The organism is Niallia sp. FSL W8-0177 (assembly GCF_038006285.1).
Lineage (GTDB): Bacteria > Bacillota > Bacilli > Bacillales > Cytobacillaceae > Niallia > Niallia circulans_A.
The window spans coordinates 1,810,759-1,825,788 of record NZ_JBBOUX010000001.1 but is presented as its reverse complement, the minus strand read 5'-3'; the positions used below and the strand labels follow the sequence as shown (position 1 = coordinate 1,825,788).

Sequence of the window (15,030 nt, the reverse complement as noted above, 5' to 3'; positions counted from 1 at the left end):
CTAGACGGTTGGCTCTCGTCATTGAGCTTAAGAAGGTTCGTTTTCTAACGAATGAAGAAGAGTGGTACCACGATAAATCCTATCGTCTCTTTTAAGAGACAATAGGATTTTTTTATACTATTTTAGGGGGAAAGGGAAATGGAAACCAATTGTTTCATATGCGATAAACATAAAGGGATTATTAAAACAGCAGGAATACCAATCTATGAAAATGAATATGTTTATGTTGGTCATATTGACAGAAAAGGCAAGGGCAGTTACCTAGGACATCTTATGATCGATTTAAAAAGACATATTCCTACACTTGCTGAGATGACAAATGATGAAGCAAAGGCGTTTGGACTTATTATTTCAAGAGTCAGCAAGGCATTAAAGGAAACAGAAAACGCGGAACATATTTATGCTCTCGTCTCAGGAAATTCGGTTCCTCATCTTCACCTTCATCTAATTGCAAGATATCCGAATACTCCTGAAAGATATTGGGGACCAACGGAGTTATATGATTGGCCAGAGGCTCCGATTGCAAACGCAGAGGAAATGAGCTCTTTATGTAAAAGAATAAAAAATTACTTAGCAAATGAAGTTTTTGAGGAAGCGTAATGGAATATAAATGGGTAGGTTCTGATAAGAATTATGTAGATGAAATTAATATCCTCCATCTAAGAAATAATTTAGTACTTGGACGCTTTGGAGGAAACTCCTCTGCAGGTCAATATAAAAATGAAGACGGCTGTTTCATTTGGATAGAACGCGAATGGGAGCTTGTCATCCTCTTGGATGCACATGATTCAGCACAAAGTGCAGAATTAGTAATAAAAAGTATAGCGACAAAGAAAGAGGAGATCAAAACAATTCTACAATTACCGTTAAAGAGAGTGTTCCAAGAAATTACTTCCTTTTTCTTAAACCATTTCGCAAGCAAGGAATTTCTGGAGCAATGCAAGATGATTCAAGGAGAAACTGCATGCTTAATCGTTGTAAGAAAAGCACACTATTTATGGTGGTTATCAATTGGCGACTGTATACTTGCACTCCATCATCCAGAACTTTCAAGATTAGGAGAATACCAGCAAAATCACCGAAGCTTCTATGAATGGATTGGGGTAAATAGTACTTTCCATCAAGAAGTACCCTCCTATAATCAAGGAGTGAAAGAATTAAGAAAGGGTAAAACACATATCTTTCTCACTACAGATGGACTGATTGAGTGTCCCAATACGGATTATCATAGGATGGAAGCCATTTTTCAAGGATTTGATACGTTTTCTAATCAAGAGAGCGTCTATTATTTATTAAAAGAAATAAAAAAGAAAAATGTCCGTGACAGCACAACGATAATATCTTGGATTGTTCATAATAACAAAGAAGCTACGATGCCAAGTGATTTTTTAAAAGGAGTGAGATAAAGTTCAAGGCGCTATAAGAATACATCTTATTTTTAATCAAATAAGATGTATTTTATTTTAAATATGTTATACTTATTATAGAGTATTAATTTAATAGTATAACATATTTAAAAAGGAGCGAAGTCTATGACAATATCAGTTGCAATAAATGGCTTTGGGAGAATTGGAAGAATGGTGCTTAGAAATGCTATTAATGATCAAAGTATACATATTACTGCTATTAATGCCAGTTATCCTTCTGAAACGATAGCACATTTAATAAAGTATGACACAATTCACGGGAAGTTTCCAGGTAAGGTTGTGGCTAAAGAACATTCGATTCTTATAAATGACCAAGAGATTCTATTAGTGAATAACCGTAATCCAGAAAAACTTCCGTGGCGTGAATTGGGAATAGATATCGTAGTAGAAGCTACAGGGAAATTTAACGCGAGAGACAAAGCAGCAATGCATTTAAAAGCTGGTGCGCATAAAGTAGTGCTTACCGCTCCTGGTGTAAATGCTGATGCAACCATCGTCATGGGTGTGAATGATAGTATATTAAATATTGATAAACATCATGTTATTTCGAATGCATCATGTACGACCAATTGCTTAGGACCGGTTGCTAAGGTTATAGACGAACATTTTACGATAAAGAATGGATTAATGACAACAATTCACTCCTATACCAATGATCAAAACAATATAGATAATCCCCATCATGATTTACGGCGGGCAAGGTCATGTGGGCAAAATATTATTCCCACTTCGACTGGAGCAGCTAAGGCCTTAAAACAGATCCTTCCACATTTGGAAGGAAAACTTCATGGAATGGCGTTAAGAGTGCCAACACAAAATGTTTCTTTAGTCGATTTAGTCGTCGATTTAGAAAAAAATGTGACAAGTGAAGTTGTTAATCAAGCTTTTGAAGAGGCCTCAGACGGAAAACTGAAAGGGATTCTAAGCATTACAGAGGAACCTTTAGTATCTGTTGATTTTAATACAACAACCGAGTCTGCAACTATTGATGCTTTATCTACAATGGTCATCGGGCAAAATAAAGTGAAAATACTAGCTTGGTATGATAATGAATGGGGCTATTCTAATCGAGTGGTTGAATTGGTAAAGCTTGTTGGAAGCAAGTTGCGTGTGAAAATGGATAGTCAAGCTGTGTAAAAGATAGTTAATCGATTAAACGATGGAATAGATGCAGGAAGGTAAGATTATCTGACTGCATCTATTTTTTTGTTGCTTTCTTCATGATGCTCCTATATTTATAAAACGAATTAAATCAGAAATAAAGCAACTGTTTTAGGCCTGCACCAGTGGTCCGATTTTTTTTATCTCCAAAAATTTTTTCTAATTTAGAAACTTTCTTACAGATTTGTCCGTATGAAAGAAGAACGTGATAGGGAGGGTGTGTAAATGTCTCTTTTAGAAGTAAAGATTCAATCAGCTGGATACGAACAAAAGAAAGAAATTATTAGAGATATTAATTTTACTATTGAAAAAGGAGAATTGGTTGGTTTAATTGGGCCAAATGGTGCTGGCAAAAGTACGACAATCAAAAGTTTATTAGGTTTAATCGAACATTTAGAAGGAACGGTTTCCTACATAGATGGCATGACTTATTCCTATTTACCAGAACGACCTATTTTCTATGATGAATTAACATTATGGGAACACCTAGACTTTGTTGCAGCAGTAGAGGGGTTAGAAGAAAAGGAATATAAGCAAAAGGCTAATGAATTGCTAAATGTGTACAAGTTAGCGGAACACGCGCATGAAAACCCAACTAAATATTCAAAGGGAATGCAGCAGAAAGCGATGCTTATACTTGCGATGATTACAAATCCATCCTTATATATTATTGATGAACCGTTTATGGGACTTGACCCAAATGCCATGAAGCTTTTTCTCGGATCGATGGAAATAGAGCAAAAACATGGTGCTGGCATATTAATGTCTACCCATGTATTAGATACAGCAGAAAAGATTTGTGATCGATTTCTTATGATCCATAATGGCCAGCTAGTGGCAAAAGGAACATTAGAGGAGATAAGGGAGCAATGTCAGTTGCCCGCTGGATCTTTGTATGATTGTTTTCATTTGTTAGCAGAGGATCATGGTAATGAATAGTAGAAAGTTGTTTTTTTCACGTTTAATTAGGAATTGGCACTATCAATGGAAAGTGCTTCGATCGATTGCTGATTGGACGGTAATTGTATATATCTTAGTCCCTCTAGGTGTTTTCTGTGTAGCTATCTATCGTTCTTGGTGGCTGGAGATACCTGTCTGGATACATAAGATCCCTTTTATTGTTCCTTTTTTCTGCCTTTACTTTCTGGCATGGATTGGCAATATCAGAACCCTTATTGTGGAAGCTGATAAAGTATTTTTAGTCAAACAGCTTCATTTGATTGGAAGGTTAAAAGCACTGAGCTATTTCTATTCTCTGTTCTTTCAAACAATGGTGCTTTCAGCAGGCTTCTTATGCTTACTACCATTTTTACTCCATTATTATTTGTTAAATTGGTCAGTAATCCTTGGCTTATTTGTCTATTTCACTGCTTTACAATCTTGCTTCATGTTATGGAAGTACCATATCCGAAAAATAGGTTCTATGTGGGCAAAAAGCTTGCTGGTGGTTTTCTTGTTTCTTGTATTTAATTGGTTTAGTCAATGGATTTATCATATAGTGGATATGGGAATGACTATTCCAGTATATGCTCTGTCACTAATTATCCTCTTGTTGTCGATCTTCTTTAGTTTGACAGCTTTACAAAAGATCGCATCTATTGATCTCCATATTGAATTAGAGCAAGTGCGTAAAACTAGTATCGTTCAGGCCATCTATTTAGCAGCTCCTGAAATAGAAAAGCCGGTCATTATGAGAAGAAAGAAACCGCGTATTTTCAAAAACTCTAAACGGATCTTTCAAAATCGCACACCAGTTAACGGCTTTATCGAATTATTTATTAAGATAGTTATACGTAATTCTAGTTATTTATATGGGTATTTGATGTTAATTAATAGCACAACCGGTGCCATGATTATAGTACCGCCCCTATGGTTAAAGATTCTTATTTTTGTAGGGTTTTCTATTATCATGAATGGGTGGCTTACGACCCTATGGAATAAAGTGTGCCACTACCATCCGTTGATGAAAAAATATATGGAAAGTGATGCTTATTTTTCAGCAAGGAAAAAAGCTGTAAGAGGTATGCTAAGCTTTGCGTTAGTGCTGGTACTTTTTTTAACTTGTGTTTTTGGTTTTATCATTGGAAGGTAAGTCAAAGCAATTTGTAAAGGTGTTTCAGTTTATTAAATAAAGGAGGTCATTAGATGGAACCGAAATGGTTACAATGGGCGAAACAGCTGCAAGCAATCGCCCAAGCCGGATTAACCTATTCAAAGGATACTTTTGATTTGGAAAGGTTTGAAGATATCAGGAAGATCAGCTTAGAAATTATGTCGGAATATACCAAGGTGAATGAAACAAGAATTCGTGATCTTTTTGCAAATGAAACAGGGTATGCTACGCCGAAAGTAGATATTAGGGCAGTAGTTTTTCAAGATAATAAAATACTAATGGTGAAAGAGAAGACAGATAATTCCTGGGCCTTGCCAGGAGGTTGGGGCGATATTGGCTTAACTCCAGCTGAAGTCGCAGTAAAAGAAGTACAAGAAGAATCAGGATTTAAGGTGAAAGCAGTAAAATTAATTGCGGTTATGGATAAGAAATGCCACCCGCATCCTCCATCTCCTTACCATGTATATAAAATGTTCATCCAGTGTGAGATTGTAGGAGGAGAGGCGCAGGAAGGAGTAGAAACTAGCTCTGTCGGTTTTTTTGCAAAAGAGGATCTCCCGCCTTTATCCATTCCAAGAAATACAGAATCACAAATATTACTAGCTTTTAAACATATGGCTAATCCGTTGGAGCCTGTTTATTTTGATTGATTCTTTCTATTCTTTAGAATCAATTAGTTGAATTGCCATTTTTTTATAATTAAAATGGAATAGAAGTGAAATAAATTTTGAGGGTGGAATATTTATGAAGGAAAATGAAATACATACATTTCGTCAAGCAGACCACGAGATTGATCCTATTTTTTTAAATCGTTGGTCACCCCGTTCTTTTTTAGATAAAGAAGTTTCTGAAGAAGTCTCAATGCGCCTGTTTGAGGCTGCTCGCTGGGCGCCTTCTGCAAATAATTTGCAGCCATGGCGTTTTATTATTGCTCGAACGGTAGAGGAACGATCATTATTTCATTCTTTTATTTTTGAAAGAAATTTAGAGTGGTGTAAAAATGCACCGGTATTAGCAGTGCTTATTTCGGATAAACAAAATGGGATGCATGCCTTTGACAGCGGAACTGCATGGGGATTCTTATCCTTGAAGGCTATAAAAGAAGGTTTAAAAACACATGCTATTGGTGGATTTGATAAAGCAAAAGCTCGTGAAGTATTAAACATTCCAGAAGAATTTGATATTCAAGTAACTATTGCCATTGGTTATCAAGGGGATAAAGAAGCGTTGCCGGAAGATTTTCAAGCAAGAGAAATTCCGTCTAGCCGCCGTCCGTTAGAGGAATCGATTTTGCAAGGTAAATATAAAAAATAAATAAGGAAAACAGACGCTTTGTATCATACAGGCGTCTGTTTTTTCTAATGTAAACAAATATTATGTTCGCTTAATAAATCTATAAGAGCAGGTCGTTCATTCCCGTCTCGTCCAATTACATGGGTTGCAGTTATCAAGGAATTTAGCACAGCTTCTTCTGTAGCTTCTCCAACGGCTCTAAATGCAACATCGATATCCTCTTCATGAATGGTTGAAATAGGGACACTGGAATAAGGATTTTCATGTGGAATTTTTGTTGCCGTAGAAAAACCAATGACTACTTCACCGCTTCCAGTTGTAATAATCGAACCTGTTCGTGATAATCCTGTTACTGCGCGCTTAATAATTCGATTTAATTGTCTTTCCGAAACGGGAAGATCAGTAGCTACGATGATGATGACAGAGCCCTTATCTTTATCTTCATTTGCTTGTGTAAGCTTTTTTTTGAGCTGTTGTCCGATTGAATTCCCTGCTATTACTAGATCACTCAGCGTACCAAAGTTGGTCAGAGCCAGTACTCCTATTGTATAGCTACCATGTTCCATATGTATTATTCGGGAAGAGGTTCCAATTCCACCTTTTAAAGAATAGCACAGCATGCCGCGGCCAGCACCAACTGATCCTTCATCAAATTCCGCAGAAGCATTAGCGATTGCCCCGAAAACATGGTCTTTCTTAATCTTTCTTGCTCTCACATCATTAAGAAACATATCGTTACACTCACACACAATGGGATTAACAGTACCTGTTGTTCGACCAATATCCTCGTTATGCTCTAGCATATATTCAATTAATGCATCAGCTGTCACACCGATACTTAATGTATTGGTTAAAAGAATAGGTGTTTCAATTGTTCCTAATTCTGTTATTTGCATTAAACCCATTGTTTTACCAAACCCATTAATTACATGGCTTGCAGCGATTACCTTTTCTTTAAATATATTGCCTGGATGGGGCATTATTGCGGTAACACCTGTCTGAGTGTCCCTATTATTTAAAGTAGCATGGCCAACTGTGACACCTTCTACATCTGTAATGGCGTTTCTTTTACCTGTTTCTAATTTTCCAATTGTTATTCCATAATCTCGAAGCCTCTTTTGTCCATTCACTTAAAAAAACCGCCTCTCCTTTTTATTATTTTTATTTTTTCAAAAATCAGTCAGTTAATCAAGTTTAAGATAATTTATCTCTCTATGATGAAATTCTTAAGTATAATAATAATAAGTAACTAGCTAGAATATGGCTTTAACGAAGGAGAGAGATAAAATGCAAACCGACCAATGGAAAATAGGGATATTTCTATTCAATGATGTGGAGGTATTAGATTTTGCTGGCCCGTTTGAAGTGTTTTCTGTTACAGCAAGAGAGGATGGGTCTAAACCGTTTATCGTGCAGACTATTTCGGAAACGGGACAAATGATTCGAACGAGAAATGGATTAAAGGTATATCCGGATTATAGTTTCCAAACAATGCCTAAGTTCGATCTTTTAATCATCCCAGGGGGACTAGGTGCAAGAGAACGAGAAGTACATAATAAAACGGTGATTAATTGGATTAAGGAACAAATGGGAGAGGTTCAATGGATGGCTTCTGTATGTACGGGAGCGTTATTGCTTGCTGAAGCAGGGCTGCTTGATGGATTGAACGCGACAACACATTGGGCGAGCCTCACAAGGCTTAAGGAGGAATACCCACAAGTGAATGTGGTAAAGAAGGTGAAGTTTGTCGATGAAGGGCGCATTATTACTTCAGGTGGCATCTCGGCAGGTATTAATATGTCCTTTCATCTTGTCAAACGTTTAGCGGGTGTGAAAATAGCGAAAGAAACAGCAAAAAGAATGGAATATGATGTGGAACTTTCTTAAAAAACTGCTTATATAGCAATTTTTTTATGAAACGAAAGATGAGAAATAAACTAACAAGAAAAAACAATTGTAGAACAGATGTTCTGTGGTGGTAAAAAAGGCATAATACGGAATGAAACAGAAGGAAAACGAAAAAATATTTGACAAAACTTAATGAAACGGAATAAGATGAATTTAGATTTTAATGGGAAAGGGAATAGTATGCTAGCGGAGGAAAGAAGAAAATTAATTTTAGAAATAATTTCTAGAGATGGGAAAGTTATTGCTAAAGATCTAGCAAGTAAATTTGAGATGTCTCTTGATTCCATTAGAAGAGACTTAACAATCATGGAAGAACAAGGGTTGCTGCAAAAAACATATGGTGGTGCCATTCTCTCTGAACCAATACCTAAAGTAAGAACAATGCCGCCGCCGTCATCTATTCGATATGGAACGGCTGCCCAACACGAAAATGCTATTTCAAAATTAGCAGTATCATTTATTAAAGAAAATGATACGGTTTTTATTGGAGGAGCAGGTATCCATTATGGAATGGTAAAATATTTGCCAACTGATTTCCCTTATACAATCGTTACAAATTCATTGAAAATTGCCGACCTTATTAGAATGAAAGAAAACATAAGTTCTTATTTAATCGGAGGGAAATTAAGAGGAGCTTCATCAAGCAGTATAATTGATTGTATTGCAATGGAAATGATGCGCAAATTTTCCTTAGACATTTGTTTTTTAACTGGTGGAGGAATTAATGCCAAAGGTATAAGTACCTCTACTCCTGAAGCAGCTGCATTTGCTCAGACAGTTGCCAGTGTTGCTCAAAAAGTGGTCTGTTTAGCACCCCATGAAAAAATCGGTCGTGAAATGTTTATGCAATCCGTACCAATCGAAGAAATTGATATCCTTCTAACAGATCTTGGTGCACCGCAAAAAACGATTGATGAAATGAAAAAGAAACAACTAAAAATAAAATTTGCTGATTTACGTTGATTAGATAGATTGGAATAGGAGATTTAAAATGAGATGGATGAATATAGAGGGACCTTCTAAACTAGAAGGATCCTTATCAGTACCAGGTTCGAAAAATAGTTCTTTGGCAATTCTAGCTGCTGCATGCTTAGCTAGTGAGCCTGTAACATTAAAGAACATCCCAAACATTGCTGATTTCAAAGTACTTCGTCAAATTGGAGAAGAAATAGGATGTATCATGGAGCGAGATAGCCGCGGGGATGTTTATATTGACCCGACTAAAATATATAATCCGATAATTGAACCTGAAAAGTCAAGGAAGTTTAGAACAGCTTATTATTTCATTGGAGCATTACTTGCTAAATTCGGAAAAGTATCACTTGGCTATCCTGGCGGGGATGATTTTGTAAGCAGACCAATTGATCAGCATATAAAGGCGTTTGAGAAAATGGGCGCAACTTTTACTTTTCATGAAGATTATTATGTGGTGGAGGCCAAAAAATTAAAAGGGGCAACAATCTATTTTGATACGATTACATCAGGTGCCACTATTAATAGCATGCTAGCAGCTGTATTAGCTGAGGGAGAAACAATTTTATTAAATGCTGCAAGAGATCCAGAAGTAACAGATACGGCATTATTTTTGAATAAAATGGGTGCGAGAATTAAAGGTGCTGGTACGGATACAATCAAAATTAAAGGTATAAAAAGCTTGAATGGTTGTAGTTATACCGTAATTCCTGACAGGCTAATTGCTGGAGCTTTCCTGATTTCATCAGGGATTACAGGTGGAACGATTACAGTGAATGATATTATCCCAGAACACCTAACATCTTGTCTCACGAAACTGGAAGAGATCGGTGTCGGTTTGGAAATAAAAGAGAATAATATTACGTCTTTTCTAGATGGTAGTTTAAAAGCATCGAGGGTAAGAACTGCTATGTTCCCTGGATTTCCAACGGATTTGCAACAGCCATTAACCGTTTTGTTAACACAAGCACAAGGGAAAAGTATACTTCGCGAAACTGTTTATCCGAACCGATTTAATCATGTATACCAATTAAACAAAATGGGTGCATCTATTGAAGTATCAAATGGGATTGCCCATATAAAAGGAAAGTCAGCTTTACACGGAGCCTTAGTGCATGCTTCAGATGTCCGTGCAGGTATTTGTCTAATGTTAGCTGGAGTAATAGCAGAAGGGACGACAACAATTACTGGAATTGAACATATTGAACGAGGATATGATGAGGCAGTTGCAGCTTTTAACAGCCTTGGTGCGAAAGTCTCTTTACATCATTCTGATGAAATTACAAATGATCTATTAATGATGCAAGAATTCGAAAAAATAATGAGATAGATAATATATTTTTCCTAAATTGATAGATAACTAGGGGAGAATTAACTGACCAAAAAACCAAAGATGTTCTTTGTATAGACGTCTTTGGTTTTTTGAATGATTTTAGCTATAATATATTTCAACTTGCAGTATAAAGACATTTCATCCTTTTAAAAGTATAGAATATTTATCAATATACGTGAGTGGCGGATTTATGATTTTTTATAGATCAAATTCAAATGTCCATATAGATACGATGCAGTTAGTTAATAATAGATTGTAAGAGATAACAATTTTTTAATTTTGTCTCACTATCTAGAGTATACTTTGGAATGAGATGTGATTTATTAAAATTTTAATTACTGTGTATAATATATATTATGTAAACTAGAATAAAAAATAATTAAAGTCCTTATAATCCAATTAGTAATCATTCCCCTTTTTTTACGATAAAGATGATCCTAATAAAGAATCATCTTTATTAAATATTAAATAATTTTAACAATCATTTGTACCATCAATGCACTTATGATAATTAACAAAAGAGTTTTTGCTGCTTTTTGAGAAACTTTTGGCAATACGAGCAATCCAATTTGTGATCCAATAATGGAACCAACTGCCATGCAAATGGCATAATACCAATTAATAAAACCGTTCTGGTAATAAATAATAAATCCTCCCATACAGCTGCCAAGAATAATAACTCTTGTCATTTGCACAGCTTTCATATAGGTGAAATTACTTTTTAAATAAAATAAAATACTAAATGTGGCGGATCCTGGTCCAAATCCCCCATCATATGCTGCAATAAAGAAAGGAATGTATAATCTTTTCTTTATTGTTTTTTGTTGTTTTTGCTTTTTATCTTGTTGTATAGTAGCAGTCCATTGTTTATTTTTCATTGTCACTATTAAGGCAAAACAAAGTAATGCAAATGCAATGATATTCATCGTTTCTTCCTGTATATTAGTAGTTACTAGTGCTCCCCCTATTCCACCTAAAACAGCGATTAGGATAGTAATTAATAGAAAGTGGACACTTAGCTGTTTATTTCTTATTAAATAGAAAACACTAGAAAGTGCCGCAATTCCTGAGGAAAACTTATTTGTAGCGATACTTGTTTGAATAGGAATACCTGTTAACATCATACCAGGAACGGTAATTAAGCCACCCCCTCCTGCTAATGTTCCAATAAAAGAAGCTCCTAAGCCAATTAGCATTAATGTAAAAAGTTGATAATTCCCCTCCCTTCTTCCTAAAAATGCTGTTGTTAGTCCGATTGATACTAGTATGATTAGAATAATACAGAAAAAGATTTTTTGACGTTTTATTTGTATTTGTTGTTCGCTTTCTTCTTTTATCATTGGTAAGTTCATGATTATAGGCTCCTTTTTACCATTTCTAATAAAAAGGTTATATAATTATAATAGATAAGTCTAATATATATTTCTTGTGTATATATAAATAATATTTATAGGAGTGAAGATTAGTGAACCTTCATGCTCTGCGTATATTTATCACCGTTGCCTCTGCAAAAAGTGTTACAGATGCAGCAAGAGTTCTTTCTATTAGTCAGCCTGCGGTAACTATGCAAATCCGAAATTTAGAAAAAGAAACAGGATTGACATTAATTGAGTCAGCGGGAAGAGGAATTAAATTAACAAAGGAAGGAGATTTTTTATATAAGCAAGGGGAACGTTTATTTGATTTAGAAAGAGATATTGAGGGGAAAATAAACAAACTGAAAGCTGGAATACTAGATAATATCAAAATAGCATCCACGCATTTACCGGCTAATTTTTTATTACCATCTCTATTAGCAAAATTGAAAATAGATAATCCTTTACTCCATATAGAGTTATATAGTGGTAATTCAAACGAAGCGATTGAGAAATTACTCCGCTATAAAGTAGATTTAGCACTTGTTGTAAAAGAACGGTGGGAGCAACCGGAATTGCATGTCACACACATAATGGATGTTGATTTTTGGTTCATCGTGCCGCGAAAGCATAAATTTGCTGGTGAAGAAGTTTCGTTTTCACAGTTGGTTCAAGAGCCTTTTTTAGTAAGAGAAAATGGAAGCTCAACAAGAGACATGTTATTTTCTTTGTGTAAAATTCATGGTGTGAACCACCCTCCTATTGGATTGCAATTTCATGGCTTAAACGAATCTATTCATTCAGTTATTGCTGGTTATGGAGTCATGTTAGCTCCTTCACTTGCAGTTAAGGAACATGTGCTTCGTAAGGAAGTAGGTGTGGTTAAAGTGAAAGGAGTTGAAATTAAACGGCCGATATTCCTTTGTAGACGCAATGAAAACGTAGAGCTTTCTCCTCTCGTTAATCAATTACTGGATACAATAAGAAATATGGATTATATGAAATAAAATGGGGGTTTTTAGATTTTCAATGAAGTTAAGGATTTTAGCTGTCGTTTTTTAATTCTTATTGTTTTCAAAGGAACGACTGGTGAAATTCGTCTATTTAATCTCACCAGTCCCGCTAATCCTTAGGAAGTCTAAAAGACAAAATCATTAATAGAAAATTAGGGGTTATTCGATATATTACTCCTGATCTTTTATATCCCTCTCTCTATTCAGGTCTCTAATTAATTTGTGTTTCTACTTTCTCAAAGTGATAAATCAATGTTTTGTAATCTTCTTTTACCCGTGGGATGGTTACTCCTGCATAGTTAAGTTCACTGCCGGAATATAGTCTTCCGGTTGCTACATCCTTATAGATTGCAAGATCTTCCAGATAATAAACAGGGAGATAGTTAACTGGCACAGCAGGCCGTGCTATCCCGTTAAAATAAACAACGATCGCTTCTTTTTCATTTTTAAACATCCATGCACTTTCGAAATATTCTCCTGGCGCTTTCAATCGGTAAAATTTTCCGAACTGAAAAAGCTTTCTCTGTTGTTTATAAAAAGATATTTGGTTTTCTATTTCTAGTAGTTCCTCTTCCTCTGCTTCTGTTAAATCTAACTCGTATCCAAGATTGCCACTCATTGCAACCCTTCCCCTTGTTTCAAGTGAAGTGATTCTTCCCACCTGATGGTTAGGTACGCTAGAAACATGTGCTCCCATCATAATCGGAGGATAAAGCAAACTGTAGCCATATTGAATCTTTGTCCTGCATAATGCATCTGTATTATCGCTTGTCCAAGTCTGGGCCATATAACGCATCATTCCAGGGTCAAATCTCCCCCCTCCGCTTGAACAATTTTCAAATAGTACATTTGGAAATTGATTCACTAATGTATCTAGGATTCGATATAAGCCTAGTATATATCGATGGGAAATCTCTCCTTGCTGATCTATAGGAAAAGAGGTACTGCCAATATCGGTTATATGTCGGTTCATATCCCATTTAATATAATCAATTTTGCCTGTTACTAAATATTCCGATAATACGCTTATTAAAAAGTCTTGTACTTCTGCATTAGATAAATCTAGGACTAACTGTCTTCTTCCTTCTATGGGCTTATATCCATGGGTATGGATAATCCAGTCTGGGTGTGCTTTAAATAGCTCACTATTGGGGGAAGTCATTTCTGGTTCGAACCATAAACCAAACTTCATTCCTTTATTTTTCACCATCTCAGCTAAACCAGCTATTCCGTTTGGCAGTTTATCTTTGTTCTCGATCCAATCACCAAGTGAGGAAGTATCGTCATTTCGGTTTCCGAACCAGCCATCATCTAATACAAACATTTCTATGCCTATTTGTGCTGCTGTCTCCGCTAATTTCCAACTTTTTTCTTCTGATATATCAAAATAATTGGCTTCCCATGTATTCAATACGATTGGCCGTTCTTGATTTCGAAATGACTTAGGGCATAGATATTGTTGATAAAGTGTATGGAAAGTATGACTCATCTCATTTAACCCAAGATTAGAATAAACCATCACAGCTTCTGGGGTATCAAAGCTGCCTCCAGGTGAAAGCTTCCATGAAAATCCTTCCGCATTTATGCCAAGTTGTACACGTGATGAACCATATTGTTCTACTTCAACTTGTGCTTGGAAATTCCCACTATAAATAAGATGGAATGCACGTACTTCTCCGCTGAATTCATCTGTATTCGGATTTAAAAGGGCTAAAAATGGTTGATGCTGCGGACTGCTTGCACCACGAGTACTTTCTATTTTTTGAATTCCGTTATGCAATTTCCTTCTACTTATATTAGCCTCATTTGTGTGAGACCCGTAAAGAGTTAATAAATCAAAAGTAGCTGCCGCGATATCTACTTGAAGACTTCCGGCATTATCAAGGAATACCTCTTGTTCCCCATGATTGAGAAAAGCAACATGTCTTGTTATAACCGGTAGTTGTTCATAAAGATGATAGTAAAGCTTCATTTCCAGCTGCTGAATATCATCATATAGGGTTATAATTAATGTCGTAACATTGGTATCTTCTCCTTCTAATGTAGGTAAACCTTCCAGTGGCTGTTTCCCAGTTATGATATCAAATTTCTTAAAAATAAAATCAGTGCGTGTTTGATTGGTATGCGAACGTATTGTATAATTCGAGATTCGATGATCACCGCTTTGTTGCGTACTTGTTTCCAGAGGGAGTGCATTTAAGCTAAACACTCTCTCCTCAGGAAACGGATTAGTGGCAAAGCCGCGATCTATCATTTGAATCTGAGTGCTTCCATTAAAACTTTCTAGTCTTCTTCCCCAATATCGATGACAGACATATTTATCTTTTTCTATGGAGAGAACATAACTTATTTTCTTGTTTTGTAAATGAAGTGTCTTGCCATCTTTTTCAAGAAATATAGGCAATGAAGTACCTCCTTGCATACGTTTTTCTTTCTATACCAGTCTATTTCACTA

Annotated in this window: 14 protein-coding genes and 1 other annotated feature (1 of these 15 only partly in view); of the genes, 11 read left to right on the top strand and 3 right to left on the bottom strand. The window is 35.7% G+C overall.

Annotation, left to right across the window (positions count from 1 at the left end; genetic code table 11):
• Positions 1–93, top strand: a binding site (T-box leader) (it extends 119 nt beyond the left edge of the window).
• Between the two features lie 45 nt (positions 94–138).
• The 7 genes from NST77_RS08885 to NST77_RS08855 all read left to right on the top strand — a co-directional run bounded on the left by NST77_RS08885 (position 139) and on the right by NST77_RS08855 (position 6,015).
• Positions 139–600, top strand: a complete 462-nt coding sequence (locus tag NST77_RS08885) for an HIT family protein (RefSeq protein WP_163186832.1) — start codon at positions 139–141, stop codon at positions 598–600.
• Entirely contained in the window at positions 600–1,406 is an 807-nt protein-coding gene (locus NST77_RS08880; protein WP_341122915.1) for a protein phosphatase 2C domain-containing protein, read from the top strand. The genes NST77_RS08885 and NST77_RS08880 overlap by 1 nt, the downstream gene beginning before the upstream one ends.
• A gap of 126 nt (positions 1,407–1,532) precedes the next feature.
• Positions 1,533–2,564, top strand: coding sequence for a glyceraldehyde-3-phosphate dehydrogenase (locus NST77_RS08875; protein ID WP_249878472.1), 1,032 nt, complete (start codon positions 1,533–1,535; stop codon positions 2,562–2,564).
• Between the two features lie 249 nt (positions 2,565–2,813).
• Entirely contained in the window at positions 2,814–3,527 is a 714-nt protein-coding gene (locus NST77_RS08870) for an ABC transporter ATP-binding protein (protein ID WP_095328862.1), read from the top strand.
• On the top strand, positions 3,520–4,680 hold the full coding sequence (locus NST77_RS08865) for an ABC transporter permease (protein ID WP_341122914.1): 1,161 nt from the start codon (positions 3,520–3,522) through the stop codon (positions 4,678–4,680). Before NST77_RS08870 ends, NST77_RS08865 begins: the two co-directional genes overlap by 8 nt.
• 53 nt (positions 4,681–4,733) lie before the next feature.
• Positions 4,734–5,351 carry an NUDIX hydrolase gene (locus NST77_RS08860; protein WP_123259401.1) on the top strand — a complete coding sequence of 206 codons (618 nt, stop codon included), beginning with the start codon at positions 4,734–4,736 and terminating at the stop codon, positions 5,349–5,351.
• Positions 5,352–5,445: 94 nt separating this feature from the next.
• On the top strand, positions 5,446–6,015 hold the full coding sequence (locus NST77_RS08855) for a nitroreductase family protein (protein ID WP_341122912.1): 570 nt from the start codon (positions 5,446–5,448) through the stop codon (positions 6,013–6,015).
• Between the two features lie 44 nt (positions 6,016–6,059).
• Here the strand turns inward: NST77_RS08855 and NST77_RS08850 are convergent, their stop codons facing one another.
• The gene (locus NST77_RS08850; protein WP_341122911.1) at positions 6,060–7,124 is read right to left on the bottom strand and encodes a DmpA family aminopeptidase; all 1,065 of its coding nucleotides are present in this window, start codon (positions 7,122–7,124) and stop codon (positions 6,060–6,062) included.
• 157 nt (positions 7,125–7,281) lie between these two features.
• On the opposite strand from NST77_RS08850, the gene NST77_RS08845 reads away from it, so the two are divergent.
• From NST77_RS08845 to murA, 3 genes are all read left to right on the top strand, one after another.
• A complete protein-coding gene (locus tag NST77_RS08845) occupies positions 7,282–7,881 on the top strand; it encodes a DJ-1/PfpI family protein (protein WP_341122910.1) in 600 nt (199 codons plus the stop codon).
• 153 nt (positions 7,882–8,034) lie between these two features.
• On the top strand, positions 8,035–8,865 hold the full coding sequence (locus NST77_RS08840; RefSeq protein ID WP_341122909.1) for a DeoR/GlpR family DNA-binding transcription regulator: 831 nt from the start codon (positions 8,035–8,037) through the stop codon (positions 8,863–8,865).
• Between the two features lie 28 nt (positions 8,866–8,893).
• The gene (gene murA, locus NST77_RS08835; protein WP_095328856.1) at positions 8,894–10,204 is read left to right on the top strand and encodes a UDP-N-acetylglucosamine 1-carboxyvinyltransferase; all 1,311 of its coding nucleotides are present in this window, start codon (positions 8,894–8,896) and stop codon (positions 10,202–10,204) included.
• Between the two features lie 467 nt (positions 10,205–10,671).
• Here murA and NST77_RS08830 read toward each other — a convergent pair whose 3' ends face one another.
• A complete protein-coding gene (locus NST77_RS08830) occupies positions 10,672–11,559 on the bottom strand; it encodes a sulfite exporter TauE/SafE family protein (protein WP_095328855.1) in 888 nt (295 codons plus the stop codon).
• 113 nt (positions 11,560–11,672) lie between these two features.
• Here NST77_RS08830 and NST77_RS08825 point away from each other — a divergent pair, with 113 nt between their 5' ends.
• Positions 11,673–12,569: a LysR family transcriptional regulator gene (locus NST77_RS08825; protein WP_095328854.1), complete on the top strand. Its 897-nt coding sequence runs from the start codon at positions 11,673–11,675 to the stop codon at positions 12,567–12,569.
• Between the two features lie 217 nt (positions 12,570–12,786).
• On the opposite strand, the gene NST77_RS08820 is transcribed toward NST77_RS08825, so the two are convergent.
• Positions 12,787–14,979: an alpha-galactosidase gene (locus NST77_RS08820; protein WP_341122908.1), complete on the bottom strand. Its 2,193-nt coding sequence runs from the start codon at positions 14,977–14,979 to the stop codon at positions 12,787–12,789.
• Positions 14,980–15,030: the final 51 nt, after the last annotated feature.

Coding starts and splice junctions, on each gene's coding strand:
- NST77_RS08885 (WP_163186832.1), top strand. CDS start 139: ATGGAAACCAATTGTTTCATATGCGATAAACATAAAGGGATTATTAAA.
- NST77_RS08880 (WP_341122915.1), top strand. CDS start 600: ATGGAATATAAATGGGTAGGTTCTGATAAGAATTATGTAGATGAAATT.
- NST77_RS08875 (WP_249878472.1), top strand. CDS start 1,533: ATGACAATATCAGTTGCAATAAATGGCTTTGGGAGAATTGGAAGAATG.
- NST77_RS08870 (WP_095328862.1), top strand. CDS start 2,814: ATGTCTCTTTTAGAAGTAAAGATTCAATCAGCTGGATACGAACAAAAG.
- NST77_RS08865 (WP_341122914.1), top strand. CDS start 3,520: ATGAATAGTAGAAAGTTGTTTTTTTCACGTTTAATTAGGAATTGGCAC.
- NST77_RS08860 (WP_123259401.1), top strand. CDS start 4,734: ATGGAACCGAAATGGTTACAATGGGCGAAACAGCTGCAAGCAATCGCC.
- NST77_RS08855 (WP_341122912.1), top strand. CDS start 5,446: ATGAAGGAAAATGAAATACATACATTTCGTCAAGCAGACCACGAGATT.
- NST77_RS08845 (WP_341122910.1), top strand. CDS start 7,282: ATGCAAACCGACCAATGGAAAATAGGGATATTTCTATTCAATGATGTG.
- NST77_RS08840 (WP_341122909.1), top strand. CDS start 8,035: ATGAAACGGAATAAGATGAATTTAGATTTTAATGGGAAAGGGAATAGT.
- murA (WP_095328856.1), top strand. CDS start 8,894: ATGAGATGGATGAATATAGAGGGACCTTCTAAACTAGAAGGATCCTTA.
- NST77_RS08830 (WP_095328855.1), bottom strand. CDS start 11,559: ATGAACTTACCAATGATAAAAGAAGAAAGCGAACAACAAATACAAATA.